The 20,372-nt window shown below is 47.8% G+C and carries 21 protein-coding genes and 5 tRNA genes; 16 read left to right on the plus strand and 10 right to left on the minus strand.

Translation table 11 applies throughout. The features are described from left to right. The first annotated feature begins 74 nt into the window (after nucleotides 1-74). The 9 genes from thrS to XMD564_RS08680 all read left to right on the plus strand — a co-directional run bounded on the left by thrS (nucleotide 75) and on the right by XMD564_RS08680 (nucleotide 7,514). A complete protein-coding gene (gene thrS / locus XMD564_RS08640) occupies nucleotides 75-1,991 on the plus strand; it encodes a threonine--tRNA ligase (RefSeq protein ID WP_173483499.1) in 1,917 nt (638 codons plus the stop codon). Between the two features lie 56 nt (nucleotides 1,992-2,047). Continuing rightward, the gene (gene infC / locus XMD564_RS08645; RefSeq protein ID WP_173482056.1) at nucleotides 2,048-2,548 is read left to right on the plus strand and encodes a translation initiation factor IF-3; all 501 of its coding nucleotides are present in this window, start codon (nucleotides 2,048-2,050) and stop codon (nucleotides 2,546-2,548) included. A 94-nt stretch (nucleotides 2,549-2,642) separates the two neighbouring features. Further along, nucleotides 2,643-2,837, plus strand: a complete 195-nt coding sequence (rpmI, locus tag XMD564_RS08650; RefSeq protein ID WP_173482055.1) for a 50S ribosomal protein L35 — start codon at nucleotides 2,643-2,645, stop codon at nucleotides 2,835-2,837. Between the two features lie 32 nt (nucleotides 2,838-2,869). Beyond that, nucleotides 2,870-3,226: a 50S ribosomal protein L20 gene (gene rplT, locus XMD564_RS08655; protein WP_173482054.1), complete on the plus strand. Its 357-nt coding sequence runs from the start codon at nucleotides 2,870-2,872 to the stop codon at nucleotides 3,224-3,226. Nucleotides 3,227-3,328: 102 nt separating this feature from the next. Continuing rightward, a complete protein-coding gene (gene pheS, locus XMD564_RS08660) occupies nucleotides 3,329-4,312 on the plus strand; it encodes a phenylalanine--tRNA ligase subunit alpha (protein ID WP_173483500.1) in 984 nt (327 codons plus the stop codon). 31 nt (nucleotides 4,313-4,343) lie between these two features. Continuing rightward, a complete protein-coding gene (pheT, locus tag XMD564_RS08665; protein ID WP_173508161.1) occupies nucleotides 4,344-6,722 on the plus strand; it encodes a phenylalanine--tRNA ligase subunit beta in 2,379 nt (792 codons plus the stop codon). A gap of 20 nt (nucleotides 6,723-6,742) precedes the next feature. After that, nucleotides 6,743-7,045 carry an integration host factor subunit alpha gene (gene ihfA, locus XMD564_RS08670; RefSeq protein ID WP_173482051.1) on the plus strand — a complete coding sequence of 101 codons (303 nt, stop codon included), beginning with the start codon at nucleotides 6,743-6,745 and terminating at the stop codon, nucleotides 7,043-7,045. Next, nucleotides 7,045-7,392, plus strand: coding sequence for a MerR family transcriptional regulator (locus tag XMD564_RS08675; protein WP_173482050.1), 348 nt, complete (start codon nucleotides 7,045-7,047; stop codon nucleotides 7,390-7,392). Before ihfA ends, XMD564_RS08675 begins: the two co-directional genes overlap by 1 nt. Before the next feature lie 45 nt (nucleotides 7,393-7,437). After that, nucleotides 7,438-7,514 (plus strand) — tRNA-Pro (locus tag XMD564_RS08680). A 369-nt stretch (nucleotides 7,515-7,883) separates the two neighbouring features. Here XMD564_RS08680 and XMD564_RS08685 read toward each other — a convergent pair. Together XMD564_RS08685 and ilvY are read right to left on the minus strand one after the other, a co-directional pair. Continuing rightward, the gene (locus tag XMD564_RS08685; RefSeq protein ID WP_173481121.1) at nucleotides 7,884-8,576 is read right to left on the minus strand and encodes a tetratricopeptide repeat protein; all 693 of its coding nucleotides are present in this window, start codon (nucleotides 8,574-8,576) and stop codon (nucleotides 7,884-7,886) included. Continuing rightward, nucleotides 8,576-9,451, minus strand: a complete 876-nt coding sequence (ilvY, locus tag XMD564_RS08690) for an HTH-type transcriptional activator IlvY (protein ID WP_173481120.1) — start codon at nucleotides 9,449-9,451, stop codon at nucleotides 8,576-8,578. The genes XMD564_RS08685 and ilvY overlap by 1 nt, the downstream gene beginning before the upstream one ends. A gap of 176 nt (nucleotides 9,452-9,627) precedes the next feature. On the opposite strand from ilvY, the gene ilvC reads away from it, so the two are divergent. Both ilvC and modF read left to right on the plus strand, forming a co-directional pair. Further along, nucleotides 9,628-11,100 carry a ketol-acid reductoisomerase gene (gene ilvC, locus XMD564_RS08695; RefSeq protein WP_173508162.1) on the plus strand — a complete coding sequence of 491 codons (1,473 nt, stop codon included), beginning with the start codon at nucleotides 9,628-9,630 and terminating at the stop codon, nucleotides 11,098-11,100. 97 nt (nucleotides 11,101-11,197) lie between these two features. Beyond that, the gene (gene modF / locus XMD564_RS08700) at nucleotides 11,198-12,643 is read left to right on the plus strand and encodes a molybdate ABC transporter ATP-binding protein ModF (protein WP_173481118.1); all 1,446 of its coding nucleotides are present in this window, start codon (nucleotides 11,198-11,200) and stop codon (nucleotides 12,641-12,643) included. A 98-nt stretch (nucleotides 12,644-12,741) separates the two neighbouring features. On the opposite strand, the gene XMD564_RS08705 is transcribed toward modF, so the two are convergent. After that, on the minus strand, nucleotides 12,742-13,146 hold the full coding sequence (locus XMD564_RS08705; protein WP_173508163.1) for a response regulator: 405 nt from the start codon (nucleotides 13,144-13,146) through the stop codon (nucleotides 12,742-12,744). Nucleotides 13,147-13,261: 115 nt separating this feature from the next. On the opposite strand from XMD564_RS08705, the gene XMD564_RS08710 reads away from it, so the two are divergent. Next, the gene (locus XMD564_RS08710) at nucleotides 13,262-13,828 is read left to right on the plus strand and encodes a peroxidase-related enzyme (RefSeq protein ID WP_173483506.1); all 567 of its coding nucleotides are present in this window, start codon (nucleotides 13,262-13,264) and stop codon (nucleotides 13,826-13,828) included. A gap of 11 nt (nucleotides 13,829-13,839) precedes the next feature. Further along, a complete protein-coding gene (locus XMD564_RS08715) occupies nucleotides 13,840-14,259 on the plus strand; it encodes a DUF4426 domain-containing protein (RefSeq protein ID WP_173481115.1) in 420 nt (139 codons plus the stop codon). Between the two features lie 3 nt (nucleotides 14,260-14,262). Here XMD564_RS08715 and XMD564_RS08720 read toward each other — a convergent pair whose 3' ends face one another. From XMD564_RS08720 to XMD564_RS08745, 6 genes are all read right to left on the minus strand, one after another. Then, nucleotides 14,263-14,745: a universal stress protein gene (locus tag XMD564_RS08720; protein ID WP_173481114.1), complete on the minus strand. Its 483-nt coding sequence runs from the start codon at nucleotides 14,743-14,745 to the stop codon at nucleotides 14,263-14,265. A 92-nt stretch (nucleotides 14,746-14,837) separates the two neighbouring features. Then, nucleotides 14,838-15,023, minus strand: coding sequence for a DUF6726 family protein (locus tag XMD564_RS08725; RefSeq protein ID WP_173481113.1), 186 nt, complete (start codon nucleotides 15,021-15,023; stop codon nucleotides 14,838-14,840). Nucleotides 15,024-15,112: 89 nt separating this feature from the next. After that, nucleotides 15,113-15,188: transfer RNA gene (locus XMD564_RS08730), tRNA-Thr, on the minus strand. A 9-nt stretch (nucleotides 15,189-15,197) separates the two neighbouring features. Beyond that, nucleotides 15,198-15,274: transfer RNA gene (locus tag XMD564_RS08735), tRNA-Pro, on the minus strand. A gap of 18 nt (nucleotides 15,275-15,292) precedes the next feature. Then, nucleotides 15,293-15,369, minus strand: a tRNA-Pro gene (locus XMD564_RS08740). Between the two features lie 24 nt (nucleotides 15,370-15,393). Further along, a tRNA-Asn gene (locus XMD564_RS08745) sits at nucleotides 15,394-15,469 on the minus strand. Between the two features lie 154 nt (nucleotides 15,470-15,623). On the opposite strand from XMD564_RS08745, the gene ycaO reads away from it, so the two are divergent. The 3 genes from ycaO to XMD564_RS08760 all read left to right on the plus strand — a co-directional run bounded on the left by ycaO (nucleotide 15,624) and on the right by XMD564_RS08760 (nucleotide 19,677). Next, complete coding sequence (gene ycaO, locus XMD564_RS08750; RefSeq protein ID WP_173508164.1) at nucleotides 15,624-17,369, plus strand: 30S ribosomal protein S12 methylthiotransferase accessory factor YcaO; 1,746 nt, start codon at nucleotides 15,624-15,626, stop codon at nucleotides 17,367-17,369. Between the two features lie 465 nt (nucleotides 17,370-17,834). Next, nucleotides 17,835-18,830, plus strand: coding sequence for an ArsJ-associated glyceraldehyde-3-phosphate dehydrogenase (locus XMD564_RS08755; protein ID WP_173508165.1), 996 nt, complete (start codon nucleotides 17,835-17,837; stop codon nucleotides 18,828-18,830). Nucleotides 18,831-19,029: 199 nt separating this feature from the next. Further along, on the plus strand, nucleotides 19,030-19,677 hold the full coding sequence (locus tag XMD564_RS08760) for an LON peptidase substrate-binding domain-containing protein (protein ID WP_173508166.1): 648 nt from the start codon (nucleotides 19,030-19,032) through the stop codon (nucleotides 19,675-19,677). Nucleotides 19,678-19,735: 58 nt separating this feature from the next. On the opposite strand, the gene XMD564_RS08765 is transcribed toward XMD564_RS08760, so the two are convergent. Next, a complete protein-coding gene (locus XMD564_RS08765; protein ID WP_173483509.1) occupies nucleotides 19,736-20,050 on the minus strand; it encodes a hypothetical protein in 315 nt (104 codons plus the stop codon). Between the last annotated feature and the right edge of the window lie 322 nt (nucleotides 20,051-20,372).

Here is a 20,372-nt window from a genome sequence, read left to right on the forward strand (position 1 = left end):
GCTTCGACTGAGTCGTTCGCACATAACTTACGTGGCCTGTCGTATGGGTCACCACTGAGCACTAGGATCTATAAATGCCTGTTATTACTCTTCCTGATTCAAGTAAACGTGAATTCGATCAGCCACTGTCTGTCTTTGATCTGGCGTCTGATATCGGCCCAGGTCTAGCGAAAGCTACCCTTGCTGGTCGAGTGAATGGTGAATTGGTTGATACCTCTTTTGTCATCGAGGCGGATGCAGACGTCTCTCTTATCACGGCGCGCGATGAAGAGGGTGTCGATATCATTCGTCACTCAACTGCGCACTTGATGGCGATGGCTGTTCAAGATCTTTTTCCTGGTGCTCAAGTGACGATTGGTCCAACGATCGATGACGGTTTCTACTACGATTTTGCTTATGAGCGTCCATTTACGCCAGAAGATCTAGAGAAGATCGAAAAGCGCATGGCGGAACTGGCTAAGTCGAATCTTCCTGTTGAGCGCTCAGTTATGAGCCGTCCTGACGCAGTGAAAATGTTTGAAGCGATGGGCGAGAAGTACAAGGTTGAGATCATTGAATCGATTCCTGGTGAAGAGGATCTCTCGTTCTACAAGCAGGGTGATTTCATCGATCTATGTCGTGGCCCACACGTGCCTAATACGGGCCACCTAAAAGTTTTCAAACTGATGAAAGTGGCTGGCGCTTACTGGCGCGGTGACGTTAAAAACGAGCAGCTAACTCGTATCTACGGCACAGCTTGGGGTGACAAGAAAGACCTTAAAGCCTACTTGCACCGCCTTGAAGAGGCAGAGAAGCGTGACCACCGTAAACTCGGTAAGCAGTTGAATCTGTTCCATCTTCAGGAAGAAGCACCAGGTATGGTGTTTTGGCATCCGAATGGCTGGACTCTTTGGCAGGCAGTGGAACAGTACATGCGTGAACAGCAGCGCAAACGTGGCTACCAAGAGATCAAGACACCGCAGGTGGTTGAACGTACTCTGTGGGAAAAATCAGGTCACTGGGATAAGTTCCAAGAGCAGATGTTCACGACCCACTCTGAGAGCCGTGACTTTGCCGTTAAGCCGATGAACTGCCCATGTCACATTCAAGTATTCAACCAGGGATTGCGTTCATACCGTGACCTACCTTTGCGTATGGCTGAATTTGGCTCGTGTCACCGCAATGAGCCATCTGGTGCACTGCACGGTATCATGCGTGTTCGTGGCTTCGTTCAAGATGATGGTCACACTTTCTGTGCTGAGGACTCTATTCAATCTGAGGTGGCTGAATTCATCGACTTCCTTCATGAGGTCTACACTGATTTCGGATTCAGCGACATTATTTACAAACTCTCTACTCGACCTGAGCAGCGTGTCGGTTCTGATGAAGTTTGGGATAAAGCTGAAAAGGCGTTGGCTGATGCTTTGGACGCAGCGGGTCTGGATTGGGAAGAACTGCCTGGTGAAGGTGCCTTCTACGGTCCTAAGATTGAATTCTCACTACGTGACTGTCTGGGTCGTGTTTGGCAGTGTGGAACGATTCAGGTCGACTTCTCGATGCCGGGTCGACTCGATGCTCAGTTTGTTAACGAGAAGGGCGATCGTGAAACACCGGTTATGTTGCACCGTGCGATTCTAGGTTCGTTTGAGCGATTTATCGGTATTTTGATTGAGCACTACGCGGGGGCGCTGCCGACTTGGTTGTCTCCAGTGCAGGTTGCCGTCATGAATATCACCGATAAACAGTCAGATTTTGTCAATGAAGTGGTGTCTAAGCTGCAAAATAGCGGCATTAGAGCAATTTCGGACTTGAGAAATGAGAAGATCGGCTTTAAAATCCGCGAGCGCACTCTACAGAAAATCCCTTATCTTCTAGTAATCGGCGATAAAGAAGTTGAATCTGGCAGCGTTGCTGTACGCACACGCACAGGTGAAGATATGGGTGTATTTAGTGTTGAAGACTTTGCTAACTTGTTGATTCAAGAGAATAATCGCAAAGGTCGCAGCGAATAAAAACGCTTTAGGAGAAACTAGCTATCAAGCGTGATAACAAGCGCGGTCAAAAGAATTTGCCGCCAATTAATGAAAATATTCGAGCTCGTGAGTGTCGTTTAATCGGCGCTGACGGAGAGCAGGTTGGTGTTGTAAGCCTTAATGAAGCGCTTCGTGCGGCTGAAGAGGCAGGATTGGATCTAGTACAGATCTCCGATTCCGACCCAATCGTCTGTAAGGTGATGGACTACGGTAAACACCTTTACGACCAGAAAAAACGTGCAAATGAGGCTAAGAAGAAACAGACTCAGATGCAGGTTAAAGAGATTAAGTTCCGTCCAGGGACTGATGTGGGGGATTATCAGGTAAAACTACGCAACCTGATACGTTTCCTAGAAGGTGGAGATAAGACCAAGATTACGATTCGCTTCCGCGGTCGTGAGATGGCGCACCAGGAGCTCGGAATGGAGCTTCTTAATCGAGTTGAAACGGATTTGGCAGACTACGGTACTGTTGAAGCTCGTCCTAAACTTGAAGGTCGTCAGATGGTCATGGTCATAGCTCCTAAGAAAAAGTAGTTGGTTCCAAACTAAGACCTGCCGTGCCATCCAGTATGGTGTTGCAGGTTTTGTTCGTTCCAACAGATAACTAACGAATGCGTGGAGAAAGTAAATGCCAAAGATTAAATCTGTCCGCGGTGCGGCAAAGCGTTTCAAGAAGACTGCTAATGGCTTCAAGCACAAGCAAGCCTTCAAAAGTCACATTCTGACCAAGAAGACTACTAAGCGTAAGCGTCAGCTACGCCCAATGCTTCAGGTACATGCAGCTGACCAGGCTCTGGTTAAGCGCATGCTTCCATACATTTAATTGGTTACGAATAGGATTAAGAAGGAGTTACCATGCCTCGCGTAAAACGTGGTGTACAAGCTCGTGCACGTCATAAAAAAGTATTGAAACAGGCTAAAGGTTACTACGGCGCTCGTAGTCGTGTATTCCGCGTAGCCAAACAAGCTGTCATCAAAGCGGGTCAGTACGCTTACCGTGACCGCCGTCAGCGCAAACGTCAGTTCCGTGCTCTGTGGATTGCTCGTATTAACGCAGCAGCTCGCATCAATGGTTTGTCGTACAGCCGTCTGATCGCTGGCCTTAAAAAGGCTAACGTTGAGATCGACCGTAAGGTACTGGCTGATCTGGCAGTGCATCAGCAAACAGCGTTTACCGCTGTTGTTGAAAAAGCAAAAGCAGCACTAGCCTAAGACAATCGTCACCCTAGGGTGATGAATTGATCGACTCAGATAGGGGAAGGGTGCTCGCTCTTCCCCTATTTTTGTATTTGGACCCAGAGAGTGGAGCCGTAAATGGAAAATCTTGACGCCCTGTTGGCGGAAGGAAAAGCCGCTGCTGAAGCAGCGAGCGATGTAAAAACTTTAGACGAAGTTCGTGTTCAGTACCTAGGTAAGAAGGGGCACCTTACCCAGCTATTGAAAGGGCTTGGTAAACTATCTAACGAAGAGCGTCCTGCTGCAGGTGCACGCATCAACGTGGCCAAAGAGGCGCTGTCCGATGTGCTGAATGCGCGTAAGAGCCTACTCGAAAATGCTGCACTTGAAGCGAAGTTGGCTGCAGAGAAGGTGGATGTCACGCTTCCTGGTCGTCAGCCAGAGTTGGGTGGCCTGCACCCAGTGACAAAAACGATGGATCGTATTGAAGCTTTCTTCAGTCGCATCGGTTACTCGGTAGAAGAGGGGCCTGAGATCGAAGATGATTACCACAACTTCGAAGCGCTCAACATTCCATCGCACCACCCAGCGCGTGCGATGCACGATACCTTCTATTTTGACGCTCACCGTCTGTTAAGAACCCACACTTCTCCAGTACAGGTTCGTACGATGGAGGCGCAGAAGCCGCCTATTCGTATTATCTGTCCAGGTCGTGTCTACCGTTGTGACTATGACCAGACCCACTCACCAATGTTCCATCAGGTTGAAGGTTTGATCATCGATAAGAACATCAGCTTTGCAGATCTTAAAGGTACGCTTGAACAGTTCTTACGTGAATTCTTTGAAGAGGATGTGCGTGTGCGTTTCCGTCCTTCCTACTTCCCATTTACTGAGCCTTCTATTGAAGTCGATATCGATCGCGGTGATGGTAAATGGCTAGAAGTACTAGGCTGTGGCATGGTTCATCCAAAAGTACTTGAGATGTCGGGTATCGACTCTGAAGAGTACACCGGATTTGCCTTTGGTATGGGGGTTGAGCGTTTCGCAATGCTGCGTTATGGCGTTGACGATCTACGACTATTCTTTGAAAACGATCTGCGCTTCCTAAGCCAGTTCAACTAATTCAGCCGATAGCAGACGAGAGTATTTAACTATGAAATTCAGTGAACAGTGGTTACGTGAACTGGTTCAGCCTGCCATCGATACGCAGGGTTTAGCGGATCAACTCAGCCTAGCAGGTTTAGAAGTTGATGAGATTGAGTCGGTTGCCAAAGAGTTTTCCGGTGTGGTTGTGGGTGAAGTTCTGAGTGCCGAGCAGCACCCAGATGCCGATAAACTGCGCGTATGTCAGGTAAGCGACGGTAGTGAGACCTTCCAAGTGGTGTGTGGTGCCCCCAACGCCCGTGCTGGAATCAAGACCGCTTTTGCAACGGTCGGTGCCGTTCTACCGGGTAACTTTAAGATTAAGAAAGCCAAGCTACGTGGTGTTGAATCCATGGGTATGCTCTGTGCTGAAGATGAGCTAGGCCTATCGGATGATCATGGCGGCATCATGGAGCTTCCAGCCGATGCTCCAGTCGGTCAGAGTGTCCGTGACTACCTTAATCTTGAAGATATGATCATCGATGTCGATTTGACGCCTAACCGTGGTGACTGCCTAGGTATGGTCGGTATGGCTCGTGAAGTGGGTGTATTGAATAAAGCCGCTGTGGCTGAGATCGATTGCTCTGCTGTTGCAGCAACCATTGGTGATACCGTTTCGATCGAGTTAGAAGCCGCTTCAGCTTGCCCTCGCTACTTGGGTCGTGTCATTCGTGGCATCGATATCAATGCACAGACGCCACGTTGGATGGTTGAGCGTTTAGAGCGTTCTGGCGTTCGCTCTATCGATCCTGTTGTCGATGTTACCAACTATGTGTTGCTTGAGTTAGGGCAGCCAATGCACGCTTTTGATCTGAATAAGATTGAAGGTGGTATTCGTGTTCGCATGGCCGAGCAGGGCGAAGCGCTAACACTGCTTGATGGCAGTGAGATTAAGCTGAACGCTGATACGCTAGTGATTGCCGATCACAATAAAGCAATTGCGATGGCGGGCATCATGGGGGGCGGTAACTCTGAAGTCTCTGAAGAGAGTAAAGATATTCTGCTTGAGTGTGCCTACTTTGACCCTATCGCGATTGCAGGTCGCGCACGAAACTATGGTCTGCATACGGATGCATCCCACCGTTACGAACGTGGTGTTGATTGGCAGTTACAGGCGCGTGCTATTGAGCGTGCGACAGCCTTGCTGATTGATATTGTCGGTGGTGAGGTTGGTCCGGTTATCCAGGCTGTATCTGAAACGAACTTGCCGAAGCCGGTCGCACTTGAACTGCGTCACCAGCGTGTCACTGATATGTTGGCACTTGAAATTCCAGCGGCAGAGATCGAAGAGATCCTAACGCGTCTAGGTCTTCAGTTGCGTGCTAATGGCGATGGCTCATGGATGGTTGCGGTTCCTAGCTACCGTTTTGATATCAGCATCGAAGTTGATCTGATTGAAGAGATTGCACGCGTTTACGGCTACAACAATCTGCCGTCTAACACACCCCGTGCCGAGCTTCCTCTGCCCTCAATCAAAGAGTCGAAACTAACGGCAAGCACCCTGCGTCGTCATTTGGTCTCTCGTGGATACCAAGAGGCGATTACCTACAGCTTCATCGAAGCGGGTCTAGCAAAACAGTTTGACGATCAGAATGAAGCGGTAGCGCTTGCTAACCCTATCTCTGCTGAAATGGCGGTTATGCGTACCACTATCTGGCCAGGTCTCTCTAAAGCCGTTGCTTATAACCAAGCGCGTCAACAGAGTCGAGTGCGTCTGTTTGAGATTGGTCAGTGCTTCATTGCCAATGGCGATGAGCTTGATCAAGAGAACAGCCTAGCGGGTATTATTTCGGGTAACCGTTCACCAGAATCGTGGATGGGTAAGAGCGACAAGGTCGATTTCTTTGATATCAAAGGTGATCTGGAATCCTTGTTTTCTTTGGGTGGCGATGCGAGCCAGTTTAAGCTGGTTGCCGATACTCACCATGCCCTTCACCCAGGTCAGTCAGCTCGCATTGAGAAAGCGGGCGTGACAGTGGGTTGGGTTGGTGCGATGCACCCAAGCTTACAGAAGAGCTTAGATCTTGCAGGTCCAGTCTATCTATTCGAGATGAAGCTATCATCTCTGTTGGAAGGGCGTCTACCTCGTTTTGCATCCCTCTCTAAATTCCCAGAGTCACGTCGTGATTTAGCGATGGTGATCGGTGCAGAGGTGAGCTTTGACTCGGTTCGTTCTATTGCGCAGTCAGAGGGCGGTGAATTCCTAAAAGAGGTCATCCTATTTGACGTATATACCGGCCAAGGTATTGAAGATGGACAAAAAAGTCTTGCTCTTGGCTTGACCTGGCAGCACCCATCGCGCACTCTTAACGAAGAAGAGATCAATGCATCAGTGCAAGCGGTCGTTGAAAAACTGACCTCTGATCTAGGTGCAGTATTGCGAGATTAAGCCTAATAAAGGGGTTTGGTATGAGTGCGTTAACCAAAGCGGATATGGCAGAGCGTCTTTTTGAAGAACTCGGTCTAAACAAACGCGAAGCGAAAGAGATGGTTGAATCGATGTTCGATGAGATCAAAGAGAGTCTTTCGCATAACGAGCATGTCAAACTCTCGGGTTTTGGTAATTTTGATCTACGCGATAAGCGACAGCGTCCTGGACGTAACCCTAAGACGGGTGAAGAGGTGCCTATCTCTGCCCGTCGAGTGGTAACCTTCCGTCCGGGGCAAAAGCTTAAAGAGCGAGTAGAGCTGCATTCAGCTAAGCAACAATAATGTCGAGCGATCTTCCTACCATCCCAACCAAGCGTTACTTTACGATTGGTGAAGTCAGCAAGTTGTGTGATCTAAAGCCTCATGTGCTTCGCTACTGGGAGCAAGAGTTCGAACAAATTGAGCCGGTTAAACGCAGTAATCGCCGCTACTATCAGCACCAAGACATTCTTCTGATTCGTGAAATCAAGGGCCTTCTCTACGAACAAGGCCTTACTATTGCTGGAGCAAAACAGTATCTGACAGCAGGTAATACACACGATGATCAAGGGCGGTATAAGCAGTTGATTCGCCAATCGATTACCGAGCTGGAAGATATTCTTAAATCGATGAGAATTAACGCCAACTAGGCTTTAAACCCGAAAGCGCATCCTGTAACATGCGCGCCAAGTTTCCGGAATGTAGCGCAGCCTGGTAGCGCACCTGCATGGGGTGCAGGGGGTCGGAGGTTCGAATCCTCTCATTCCGACCATACAAACACAAAGGGCCACCCGTTAGGGTGGCCCTTTGTGTTTCTGGTGACTGGCTTTAGCCTGTCATCCGCTGTTGGCTTAAATGGACCCTCTGGAAAACGCTCATAAAGCCGATGACAGACTGAAGTCAGTCACGTCGCAGGCGATCAAAGCGCGGCCCCGAAGGGGCGAAATACAGGGATCTGTTTCGTAATCCTCTCATCTCAAATTCGCGACTTTTCGCTGTGCTCAAAATCGCTCCAACAGGAAATTAGCCACCCGTTAGGGTGGCCCTTTGTGTTTTCCGGTGACTGGCTTTAGCCTGTCATCCGCTGTCCGGTTAATTGGGTTGTCTGGAAAACGCTCATAGAGCCGATGACAGACTGAAGTCAGTCACGGAGGCTTCGAGACAAGCTGATGAGTTGTTCTTCTAGCACCTTACGCACCTCATCACTTATATCGTCCAACAGGCGTCTATTGATCTCGACAGACAGCCACTTAGCGGATCCCTCCTTGAAGGCGATCTCAAAGTGTTCAGACGCTTTGTTGACGTCTTTAGCAACGACTCTTCCAGTGAGGTAGTAGTAGCCTAGATTCCAGTGCGCGAAGGCGTGTTTTTTGGAAGCTGCGCCTTGGTATAGCTTAAACGCTCTCTCCCAATCGATCTCGGTACCTTCCCCGTTTTCGACCATCTGCGCTAAGTTGAACTGTGCGTTGGGTCCGCCTTTTTCAGCGGCTTGTGAAATGAGCTGATAGGCCAGTGCTGTCTGTTTCGGTACGCCAGGGTGTCCCTCCCGGTACATCTTTCCCAATCGAAAGGTTGCACCATTAAAGCCGGCCTCCGAGGCGCGTTTGAAATAGGATTCAGCCTTAACAGGATCTTGTTCCAGCCCTTTACCAAACAGATACATATAACCAAACAGAAAATTGCCTCTGGGGTCTTCATTGAGCTGAAGATCACGAGCACCGGCGATAGCTTCTGAATACTGTTCACTGAACAGTGCTTGCCAGGTCTCCCTGAAACTGGCGGCTTGAAGAGGAGTGGTGAGAAGCAGAAATGCAACAGCGATCAGTTTCATCATTAGCTTAGCTCCCAGAACGCTTCAATCAATGGGTTTTTTAAGCTACGTGTTAGTGTAAATAGTCCGATCTCATAGGGTTTTAGAGCGGGTTGTACATCCAGTATTCTGATTCGCTCGACCAGTGGACTGTTATCCAAAACAATTTTGGGCACGACACCAATGCCGAACCCCAAGCTCACCATGCTGACGATCGCCTCGTTACCTGCAACCTGAGCATAGATATTGGGTGTGATGCCTTGCTCGTTTAACCAGTCGTCGACCCGACTTCGAGCAACACCCGCTTCAGAGAGAATCATAGGGGTGCTCTGCCAATCCTCAACGCTTTGTGGTGAGCTGTTGGGTAAGTTGGGTTGTGCCTCTGCCGGTGCAATAAATACTAAGGGAGATTGGGTAATCGGTTTAAATGAGAGGCTTTTGCTCAGGTTGTCGGGTTGAGCGGCAATGGTGATCTCCTCTATACCCTCTTGGATACGTGCAATGGCGCGATCAGGGTCCCCTGTATGAAGCTTAATCTCGATATGCGGATGTACTTGGCGAAAGCGGTTTAACAATTCGTACAGGAAGCTGTAACTAGCTGTTACCGAGCAGTAGATACTGATCTCACCGCTGAGCTGTCCTGTTTTGTCCGTCAATTCGCTGCGAATAATATTCCACTGACTGTAAGTTTCGCGGGCGTACTGTAGAAAGCGTTGCCCCTCTTGGGTAAGAACTACAGTCCGATTATCACGTTTGAACAGTTCTACGCCCAGCTCCTCTTCGAGTTGGCGAATGTTTCGAGAGAGGGCTGATAGACTGACATGGCACTCTTCACTGGCCCGTCCAAAGTGCAGAGTGTCGGCCAATGCTAAAAACTGTTTCAGATTCTTTAAATTCATGGGGGTAGTCTATCTAAATTGTCTATTGTTGCGCAAATCGGGATGTTGTGTTGCAAATATATCAATTTAAGAAACTATTGGTTTTGCTTATAATCTGCCCACTTTGATTAGAACTCTAGTCAGTTGTCCGTGTCGTTCAACGACGCACCTCCCAATTAAATTAGGATCTGTTTAGCATGGCTAACTACTTCAATACACTGCCACTACGTGAGCAGCTAGCGGAACTGGCTAAGTGCCGTTTCATGGATATGTCTGAATTTGCTGATGGCGTTGAAGCGCTTAAAGGCAAAAAAATGGTTGTAATAGGTTGTGGTGCGCAAGGCCTTAACCAGGGTCTTAACCTACGCGACTCAGGCCTAGATGTCTCTTACGCTCTGCGTCCTGAAGCGATTGCTGAAAAGCGTCAGTCATGGAAAAACGCAACGGACAACGGTTTCACTGTTGGTACTTACGAAGAGCTTATTCCTACTGCAGACGTCGTACTTAACCTAACTCCAGATAAGCAGCACACAGCCGTTGTTAACTCGGTGATGCCTCTGATGAAAGAGGGCGCTTGCCTATCTTACTCACACGGTTTCAACATCGTTGAAGAGGGTATGCAGATCCGTGACGACCTAACCGTTATCATGGTTGCACCTAAGTGTCCTGGTTCAGAAGTACGTGCTGAGTACGTGCGTGGCTTCGGTGTACCTACACTGATCGCGGTTCACGAAGATAACGATCCTAAGGGTGAAGGTCTAGCACTGGCTAAAGCTTACGCTGTAGGTACTGGCGGTCACAAAGCGGGCGTTCTAATGTCATCGTTCATCGCAGAAGTTAAGTCTGACCTTATGGGTGAACAGACTATCCTTTGTGGTATGTTGCAGACTGGTTCGATCCTATGTTTCGACAAGATGGTTGAAGAGGGTATCGACGCTGGTTACGCATCTAAGTTGATTCAGTACGGTTGGGAAACCATCACTGAAGCACTTAAGTACGGCGGCGTTACCAACATGCTAGACCGTCTATCTAACCCAGCTAAGATCAAGTGTTTCGACCTTGCTGAAGAGCTAAAAGTGATCATGCGTCCGCTTTACAACAAGCACCAGGATGACATCATCGACGGCACTTTCTCACGTGTCATGATGGAGGATTGGGCGAACGATGACGCTAATCTTCTTAAATGGCGTGCAGAGACTGCAGAGACTAACTTCGAGAAGACTCCAGCAGGCGACGTAGAGATCTCTGAGCAAGAGTACTTCGACAAAGGCATCCTTATGGTTGCTATGGTCAAAGCAGGTGTTGAGCTTGCATTCGAAACAATGACGGCTGCTGGTATCATCGCTGAGTCTGCGTACTACGAGTCACTTCACGAGACTCCACTAATCGCAAACACTATCGCTCGTAAGAAGCTTTACGAAATGAACGCAACAATCTCTGATACTGCAGAGTACGGCTGTTACCTATACAACCACGCGTGTGTGCCGCTACTAGGTGACTTCATGAAGGGCATCAAATCAGACGTGATCGGTAAAGGCCTAGATCTTGACGACAACGGCGTAGATAACGCTCGTCTAATCGAAGTTAACGCTGCACTACGCGCTCACCCAGTTGAAGCGATCGGTACAGTTCTTCGTGGCCACATGGCTGACATGAAGAAGATCGTTTAATTTTAGATAAAATTTAAACGACTCAAAGCCGAGTGCCTCGCAAGGAGTACTCGGCTTTATGCTTTTTATAAACTCTATTTGTTGATTAGGAATCCCCATGTCGACATCCATTCACATTGAAAACCTTGACGTAAACTTTGATGAACGCTTTGACCTTAAAGGGGTCGATTGGACCATTGAGCCCAATCAGCATTGGGTCATCACCGGTACCAATGGTTCTGGTAAGTCGGCGCTTGCAGCGGTGTTAGCAGGGTTTGGTGATGCATTGAATGGATCCATAGAGGGAGTCCCAAATAGAGTTGGACTCGTTTCATTCGAAGCTCAGGCAGAGTTGATCAAACAGGAGCTTAAAAAGGATGACGCCGATATTTTAGATGTCATCTCAGAAGGAACCCCCGTTCGGGAAATGATCTTTGAGCATTGTGAAGATCAACTGTTAGCGGCTGAATTAGTCGAGCAGTTCGGTTTGTCGCCGCTGTTGGATAGAGCATTCCGCAAGCTTTCGACCGGTGAGAGCCGCAAGATGATGTTGGTCCGTGCGTTGGCCAATAACCCAGAGCTTCTTATTTTAGATGAGCCATTTGATGGGTTAGATGCTGATACGCTTGCGATGCTGCAGCAGCATTTAGCCAGCATCATTGATACCACGCCGATGATACTGGTGTTAAACCGCTTCGACGAAATGCCTGATTTTATTACTCATGTTGCCTACATGGAGAAGGTGGGTAACGATGCGGGACGTCTAGCATTTCAGGTCGATCGCAGCGATGAATCGGCTTATGCAGAGCTATACCAACTGCTTCACTTGAAAACGACAGATCTAGAGGTTCCACCGGCGGATCCTGCTAACCCGCTTCCAGAACTGAATCCGAATGATCCACTGGTCAAACTGACCGATATCTCGATCAAATACAGTGATGCAGTAATTGTTGAGGGCTTCAACTGGACGATAAATCCTGGCCAACATTGGCAACTGAGCGGTCCAAACGGCAGTGGTAAAACAGGTGTGCTCTCATTGATTACTGGCGATCACCCGCAGTGTTACGTCAACGACATCTTTGTGTTCGGTTTTCAGCGCGGTAACGGCGAGAGTATCTGGCAGATTAAGCAGTTTATTGGTTATGTGTCGACCGCACTGCAATGGGAGTATCGTGTCAGCATCAGTTGTAAAAATGTCATTATCTCGGGCTTCTTTGACAGCATTGGTATGTACACCAAATCAACCGATAATCAGAAGATGATTGCCGATCAGTGGCTTGCACTGCTGGGTATGCAGGATCGCGCCGATGTGCCGTTCAACAAGCTCTCTTACGGTGATCAGCGACTCTTGTTGATTGCGCGCGCCATGGTAAAACATCCACCGCTATTAATTCTGGATGAGCCCTGTCTAGGGCTAGATGATATGAACCGACAGTTGGTATTGGCTCTGATTGAGAAGATCTGTGAGGGTAACGAGACGACCGTCTTGTATGTAAACCACCACGCTGAAGATCAAATCAAAGGGATAGAGCACTTTATGGCGATGCAGAAACGCCAATCCTAATCCGTTAACGAACCACCCATAGTGCAATGAGTAGTGCGGTTGGAATAAGATTTTTAGTAGTTATTGACGGTCCAATATACCTGTGTACGCAATGTTTCTTAAGAGTGGGGATTAAATGAAATATCCAGAAGCCCGCGAATGCGCTGTAACAAAGCTTGTGATGATAGTCCTTTCTTACACACCACGGTAGCACCAGCACTGTAGGTAATTCTCTCCATTTCTGGATCAGCGTGTGAAGACAGAACAAAGACAGGTATTTTATATTCACTCAAATCATGGCGAATATAACGGGTAATCTCGATACCGTTCATTGCATACATGACAATGTCGACAACCACTAAATCTGGCAATTGACCGGTGTCACTCAATTTTTGAAGCGCCTGTTCGCCACTGTTTGCGATACTCACTTCAGCCAGTGTATCTAGGGCTCCACTGATGAAATCTTGAGAAAATTCATCGTCTTCAACTATAAGTATTCTTGGCTTTCGGGTGTCATCTGTCATTGTTCTATCTACTTTATCCTATAGATTTATCCTAGCACTGATTGAATCAGTTCAATACAGCACAGATCATGTTTCTGGTATAAATAGTAAAAATTTAGAATATGAGTCTCTTCTAATGAGTAATCAGATTAGTGTTTTTAGTACCCCTGATATAAAGGATCTACCTGAGGATATCCGTGATCTTATTTTAACGGTTCAGGAAAAGTCCGGTTTTGTTCCTAATGTTTTTCTGGCATTGGCTAGGAGGCCAGACGAGTTCCGTGCGTTCATTGCTTATCACGATGCGCTTATGGAGCGGGAATCGGGGCTGACAAAGGCTGAGCGTGAGATGATTGTGGTAGCCACTAGTAGTCTTAATCAGTGCCAATACTGTGTTGTTGCGCACGGCGCAATTTTGAGAATACGTGCGAAAAATCCATTGATTGCCGATCAGATAGTCGCTAATTACCGTAAAGCAGATATTACTGAACGCCAGCGCGCTATGTTGGACTTTGCCATGAAGGTAGCTCAATCAGCTAATGAGGTCGGTGAGGCAGACTTTGATAGGCTGCATGCTCAGGGGTTCAGTGATGATGATATTTGGGATATCACTTCAATCACAGGGTTGTTTGGCTTCTCTAATCGCATGGCCAATGTCATGAGTTTGCGCCCTAATGATGAATTTTACAGTTTAGGTCGCTAGTAAGGATTGTTATGAAAAAACAGGTAATTGCTTCACTATTTGCTGGCTCTTTAGCCTTTGTTTCAACCGGTGTATGGGCAGAAGATTGTAAGGTTAAAACCTATGTTTCTGCGAGTGAAGAGCTTTCCGAACATGTGGCAGATCTATATGGATTCGAACGTAAGCCCTCATTGGGCTACTTGACGATCACTTGCGTTGATCCTGTGACCTTCGGTTCTTATCAATTTGAGGATCCAAAGGTAAGAGTGTCAGGATCAACAGGAGACGTGGTATTGGAGATGCGTGAGTTTTATGAAGGGATGCGCATCATGTACACGGCTAATTTTCCGTTCACGCATGGTGAGGTGACTCGGTTTAGTGTTGTAACTGATCTCAAAGAGACAGACGCTCAACTCAATCATCAGTTTGAGCAGCGTCTGTTTAATCGCTAACTATTAGCTTAAAGGGACGATCAACACAGGTATTACACTGTGGCTCATGACTTTGCGTGACGTTGAGCCCAATAACATGTGCTGAAGGGTCGCATGGGTCCGTACACCCATGACAATCATATCCGCATTGATCTTGTCAGCTGTATCGATGATGACTTGCCAAGGTGTGCCTTGATCGACGCAGGTGGCAATGTCGCTCGGATTAATGGACCCTTCTGGAACCTCGTCCTCGCAAAACGCTTTGATGCGTTGTTCCACTTTTTCCATCAAACGGGCAGAGCCACTTCTCTCTAACTCATTAAGCTCATCACGATCGATGACATTTTGTAGAACAGCAGCTGCGCCGTCACTGATCTTCTCTACGGCGTGCAAGTAGGTGAGTTTGGCATCGTACAGCTCGGCGAGTTTAACAGCGTGTCGAAACGCAGGGCGTGAGCCATCATTAATGTCTGATGCGTAAAGAATATTGTTTACGGCAGGTAGCATAACACTCTCCAGATTGGGTCTAATGCCTGTACTTTAGAGAGTGTTTAGTAGGGTGTCAGAAAAAGAACATCTTTGTCTGATTTAGAGCAATTTTAAATCGGGATTTTGTCAATTCCATCCGCCACGGTGTCGATTGACTCGTCAATTGGGTCACCGACCACGGGTACAACAGAGATGATTGCCCCACCAACGCGCATAGGTACCGTCACGACTTTAGTAAGTACACAGCCTTGAAGAGTCAGGGCTGCAAGGGATAAGGTAATGAGCTTAATATTCATGCGAGCACTATACCTTAAAAATGCCTATAAAAGTGGCTATGTTCGCAGAGTGCTTAAAGAAAAAATGAACGGTGATAAGAGGTAGTAAATGGTGCCGGCACCAAGAGTCGAACTCGGGACCTACTGATTACAAGTCAGTTGCTCTACCAACTGAGCTATACCGGCACAAAGAGATGGTCGGAGTAGTAGGATTCGAACCTACGACCCTCTGCTCCCAAAGCAGATGCGCTACCAGGCTGCGCTATACTCCGACGAGGAGTGAGAAAAAGTGGTCGGAGTAGTAGGATTCGAACCTACGACCCTCTGCTCCCAAAGCAGATGCGCTACCAGGCTGCGCTATACTCCGACTTTTTCTCTTGTTGAGTAAAGTTGGCTCCTCGAGCTGGACTCGAACCAGCGACCAATAGATTAACAGTCTACTGCTCTACCAACTGAGCTATCGAGGAACTGTTTGCTCAACTGAGGGCGCATATACTAATTACGGGGCGGACCTTCGTCAAGCGCTCATTTGAACTTTTTCCTACTATTTCTTCAGGTATAATCTTTCGAATAAATAATAAGTTAGCTGACACCTCTGTTAGTCCACAAAGAGTACAAAAAATGACCAGAATTCCAGGAAAAGATGCCCCGCTTGAAGAGTCGATCGAGCGCATGAGTCAGGGGCTGAAGGATCTTGGTTTTGACATAGAGGAGGTGAGTTGGCTCAATCCTGTGCCTCACGTCTGGTCACTGCATATTCGTGATCGTCACTGCCCACTATTATTTACTAACGGTAAAGGGTCTACTCCTGAAGCTTGTCTTGCCAGTGCGCTGGGCGAGTTCTATGAACGATTGAGTACTAATTACTTTTTTGCCGATTACTTTTTCGGTCAAGACATTTCCGATCGTGAGTTTGTTCACTATCCCAATGAGCGCTGGTTCCCAGCCTCTGCCGGTCAGTGGCCAGAAGGCCTGCTGGATCAAAACAGCCGAAATCACTACGACCCTGATGAGGAGCTCAGTGCCGATATGTTGGTAGACCTAAACTCGGGTCGAGCTGATAGGGGTGTGTGCGCTTTACCCTTTGTTCGTCAGTCGGATAAACAGACAGTCTGGTTTCCAGTCAATGTGTTGGAGAATCTCTATGTCTCCAATGGTATGGCTGCCGGCAATAATCTCTTTGAAGCGCGCGTTCAAGCGCTGTCTGAGATTTTTGAGCGTCATATAAAGAACACCATTATCTCCAGTGGTATTACACTGCCGCGCATTCCGGCTAAGGTGATTGCACAATATCCTCGCATCGAAGCATCCATCAAAGCACTGCGTGTTCAAGGATTTTTGGTTGATGTGCGTGACGCCTCTCTTGGAGGAAAATACCCTCTGGTCAATGTCACGCTGTTTAATCGCAATGATGGTGGCTGTTTCGCTTCATTTGGTGCTCACCCTAAGTTTGAGGTGGCACTGGAGCGAACCGTCACTGAGTTGTTGCAGGGTAGGGCTTTGGACTCTCTGAACGATTTCCCGCACCCAACCTTTGATATTGATGAGGCGGCGGAACCGCAAAATTTAGAGACGCACTTTATCGACTCCAGTGGGGTTGTCGCATGGGATATGTTCGCCGATGAGCCTGATTACCCCTTTACCGAGTGGAATATAGAGGGCAGTTCGGAGGATGAGTTTGACGAGCTCTGTCGAATTATTCATGGCGTAGATTTACAGATCTATATTGCCGACTATCAACACCTAGGGCTCGATTGTTGCAGGATTTTGGTCCCAGGGATGTCAGAGATCTATCCTGTTGATGAGTTAATTTGGCGAAACAATAATCTAGCAGTGCCTCTGCGATCACGACTGTTATCACCCGCTCAGCTTGATCAGGAGATGGCGTTGGATCTGTTGGAAGAGTTAGAGCAGGGTGGATTTGATGATCAACAGCGTCTTGCTGAGCTGTTAGGGTTCGCAACGGATTCTGGTTCGCCCTGGGATCGCGTTCGCATTGGGGATATTAAGTTCAAGCTCGCGCTTAAGTCAGGCGAGTTGGAATTAGCACTAGAGCAAGTTGACTGGATGTTAAACTTTGGTCACCTAACAGGCGATGAGATTAAATTGCACCGCTGTCTTTCTGAATTGATACGATTAGAGATAGATTCCAATCGTGAGCGAGAACAGTATGAACGTCCATTGGTTGCGCTCTATGGTGAAGCGCTATACCAAGAAGCTCTGGCTAATATTGCTGGAGAGAAGCTGTTCGATGCTCTGTCCGGGCTTGATGAGACACTCTCTAACCTAAACACTCATCACTCGCTGCTAACAGTCTATAAGCGTTTGCATGATGTGAAGTCAGGTTCTTATGAAAAACGGTATTAAGACAATAGGGACAGTCATTACACTTGCGGTCGCAGGGGCTCTGTTTAGATGCTAGTTTTAATGTGTGATTGTCCCTTGGCTGTCTAGTTCGATTCCTATTATTAGCAGCACAATTCAGCACCCGCAGTGGGTGCTTTTTTTTGCCACAAAAAAGGCCAGCATCCGCTGACCTTTTATCCTCTGGGCAGTTAACCCTTATCGACCATTAACCTGCGATCAGTGAGCCTACAAAAATTAGGGCGGGTGAAATTGCGATCAGTAGAAAGACTAGATCCAGTGCCCATACAGTTGCCGGTGTGTGATCTTTTGAAATAGCAGCCATTTGCTTGCTCCTTCTGTTTGTTTGGTTAACTGTAGATTACGCCTTTCTAATATAGGCGCATTGATATGTGTCAAAAGATTCATTTGTCTTCAATTTGTAACAAAACGCTGAAATAATTCTGTCATCTTATGAAGGAGTATTTTATGCGCGTTGGTATCAATGGGTTTGGTCGAATGGGCCGTCTGACAGCTCGTGTACTGTTTGATAGTGCGGATGTGGAGATCGTTCAGATAAACGACCCTGCCGGGGATGCGGAAACCTTGGCTCACCTTATGAATTTCGATTCAGTTCACGGACGTTGGAGCAGAGAGGCACTTCCCGTTGATGGTGGCATGCAGGTGGCAGATCAGTTCATTGCCGTTAGCTCGAACAAGAGCATTGAAGAGACCTGCTGGAGTGGCTGTGACCTAGTCATAGAGGCGTCAGGGAAGTTCAAATCAAAAGAGGCACTTCAGCCCTACCTTGATCAAGGGGTTAAGCGTGTCGTTGTCACTGCGCCGGTCAAGCAAGAGGGTGTGCTGGACTGTGTCATGGGGGTGAATGATGACCTATTTGATCCTGAGCAGCATCGAATTGTGACAGCCGCCTCATGTACTACCAACTGTCTAGCACCTGCGGTGAAGGTAATTCATGAGAATTTAGGTATTAAACACGGTTCTATGACGACTATTCATGATATTACCAATACCCAGACTATTATTGATGCTCCGCACAAAGATCTGCGTCGTGCTCGCTCTTGTGGTACCAGTTTGATTCCCACCACAACCGGTTCGGCGACGGCCATTACGCATATATTCCCAGACCTAAAAGGGAAATTGAACGGCCACGCGATACGTGTACCTCTAACCAATGCATCGATTACAGACTGTGTCTTTGAGGTCAACAGAGCGACCAGTGTTGAAGAGGTTAATCAGTTGCTTAAAGCCGCATCTGAGAGCTATTTAGCAGGGATCCTGGGCTATGAAGAGCGTCCGTTAGTTTCAATCGATTACAAAACGGATCCTCGGTCGAGTGTCGTCGATGCGCTCTCGACCATGGTGGTTAACGACACCCAGGTGAAGCTCTACCTTTGGTATGACAATGAGTGGGGCTACGCGAATCGTACTGCGGAGCTGGCCCGTAAAGTCGGCTTGGCTTAGTAATTAGGGGCTAGTTGGAGTGGTCTTAAAAAGGCCGCGACGCCAATCCAGGTCCAGTGACTGACTTTAGTCTGTCATCTGCACTATCATTTGGCACTATTTTGTAGAGCGGATGACAGGCTGAAAGCCAGTCACCGAGTTTAAGTAGTCCGACCCTAATTGAGTTGCGTAATCTCTTTAAGTTTTTAAAGGAGGCTGCGTGACTCAAATCGCCATTTTTCCCATTCCCGACTGTGTTACCTTTCCTGGCACAGTGTTTCCGTTGCATGTGTTTGAACCCCGTTACCGACAGATGATCAATCACTGTTTGGAGACAGGTATGCCGGTAGCGATTTGTCACACACAAAAAGAGATCAGTCCTGCCAAATCGGGATTGCCTCTGAAAGAGGCGTTGCAGACTAACCAGGCAACCTATCGACCCTACACCGTGTTTAGTGCTGGTCAGTGCGAGCTGATTAAGCAGTTAGATGATGGTCGTCTAGTGGTGGATGTCCATATCGATCAGCGATACTCTTTGGGTCAATCACTGCAGCAGATTCCCTACTCGGTGTATGAGTGTCAACCAATGGCTGATCGTGAGATGACTGAAGATGAGTTGTCAGAAGCAATTGAGTTGGTTGATAAGGTGCGCCATCGTGTATTGGCAATGGTGCAAGGTGATAGCCGAGCGGCCAATAAGTTGAGTGACATTCTGAATCAGGAAGAGTGGTTAACCAAATCGCCACAAGCGTTCAGTTTTGAGTTGTTTGGATTAATTCGATTTGATGCTCACTATTTGCAGCAAGCACTGGAGATGGAGAGTGCGGTAGAGCGACTCAGATTTACATTGGATTTAATGAATCGTTAACCTAGGGAATCTGCGAATAAGTTCCGCATCTTCACTGCGGGACTTGTTCGCAGTTTCCTTACTCCCAAACTTCTCGGATAGGCTCTCCGAAATCGTCGTAAATGACTTTGCGTTTAGGTTTACTCAGTTTTCTCGCTAATTTAGGGCGCTCTTTGATTAAGCGTCTTGCATCGATGGTCTGCAACACACCCTCGCAGGGGGTTCTCGACTCGCGTGGTTTACCGTCATTAAAGACGGGGCGTATCAGCCCTCCGTGCGGAACTCCACTCTGACCCTGTGGAATCTCTTTAACCTCACCACCAGAGCGCAGAAAATCCTGAACTTGCTGTTCAAGCTCGGCGCGGATCTGGGCTTTGGTCTTTTTGTCGAACATGATTCCATCCAAATAGGTCAGCCGTGTATTGTAAGGCTTTGCGCAGTGGTTGGCGATATCTATTGAGTGGCTGGTCTGGCGGATGACAGGCTGAAAGCCAGTCACCGCAGCTCCGTAGCCAAGTCGGTAAACCAGTGACTGGCTTTAGCCTGTCATCTGCCCTTGATGCTTCTGAGATTGTTAGGGTCAGACCATAGGTCATATATGGTCCGTCCCGCGTTATGCAAGATAAAAGTACCAATGGTTAAGGTGAGCTGCAGTCATATATCCGGCTTTTGATGAAGATCTCTTTCTTCTAGCCCCAATGGATTCTGCATACTTC

The organism is Marinobacterium sp. xm-d-564, assembly GCF_013283345.1.
Taxonomy (GTDB): Bacteria; Pseudomonadota; Gammaproteobacteria; order Pseudomonadales; family Balneatricaceae; genus Marinobacterium_E.

Coding starts and splice junctions, on each gene's coding strand:
- rpmI (WP_173482055.1), top strand. CDS start 2,643: ATGCCAAAGATTAAATCTGTCCGCGGTGCGGCAAAGCGTTTCAAGAAG.
- thrS (WP_173483499.1), top strand. CDS start 75: ATGCCTGTTATTACTCTTCCTGATTCAAGTAAACGTGAATTCGATCAG.
- ihfA (WP_173482051.1), top strand. CDS start 6,743: ATGAGTGCGTTAACCAAAGCGGATATGGCAGAGCGTCTTTTTGAAGAA.
- ilvY (WP_173481120.1), bottom strand. CDS start 9,451: ATGAATTTAAAGAATCTGAAACAGTTTTTAGCATTGGCCGACACTCTG.
- XMD564_RS08725 (WP_173481113.1), bottom strand. CDS start 15,023: ATGAATATTAAGCTCATTACCTTATCCCTTGCAGCCCTGACTCTTCAA.
- XMD564_RS08755 (WP_173508165.1), top strand. CDS start 17,835: ATGCGCGTTGGTATCAATGGGTTTGGTCGAATGGGCCGTCTGACAGCT.
- pheS (WP_173483500.1), top strand. CDS start 3,329: ATGGAAAATCTTGACGCCCTGTTGGCGGAAGGAAAAGCCGCTGCTGAA.
- XMD564_RS08685 (WP_173481121.1), bottom strand. CDS start 8,576: ATGATGAAACTGATCGCTGTTGCATTTCTGCTTCTCACCACTCCTCTT.
- XMD564_RS08675 (WP_173482050.1), top strand. CDS start 7,045: ATGTCGAGCGATCTTCCTACCATCCCAACCAAGCGTTACTTTACGATT.
- rplT (WP_173482054.1), top strand. CDS start 2,870: ATGCCTCGCGTAAAACGTGGTGTACAAGCTCGTGCACGTCATAAAAAA.
- ilvC (WP_173508162.1), top strand. CDS start 9,628: ATGGCTAACTACTTCAATACACTGCCACTACGTGAGCAGCTAGCGGAA.
- XMD564_RS08765 (WP_173483509.1), bottom strand. CDS start 20,050: ATGTTCGACAAAAAGACCAAAGCCCAGATCCGCGCCGAGCTTGAACAG.
- XMD564_RS08720 (WP_173481114.1), bottom strand. CDS start 14,745: ATGCTACCTGCCGTAAACAATATTCTTTACGCATCAGACATTAATGAT.
- pheT (WP_173508161.1), top strand. CDS start 4,344: ATGAAATTCAGTGAACAGTGGTTACGTGAACTGGTTCAGCCTGCCATC.
- XMD564_RS08715 (WP_173481115.1), top strand. CDS start 13,840: ATGAAAAAACAGGTAATTGCTTCACTATTTGCTGGCTCTTTAGCCTTT.
- XMD564_RS08705 (WP_173508163.1), bottom strand. CDS start 13,146: ATGACAGATGACACCCGAAAGCCAAGAATACTTATAGTTGAAGACGAT.
- ycaO (WP_173508164.1), top strand. CDS start 15,624: ATGACCAGAATTCCAGGAAAAGATGCCCCGCTTGAAGAGTCGATCGAG.
- modF (WP_173481118.1), top strand. CDS start 11,198: ATGTCGACATCCATTCACATTGAAAACCTTGACGTAAACTTTGATGAA.
- XMD564_RS08710 (WP_173483506.1), top strand. CDS start 13,262: ATGAGTAATCAGATTAGTGTTTTTAGTACCCCTGATATAAAGGATCTA.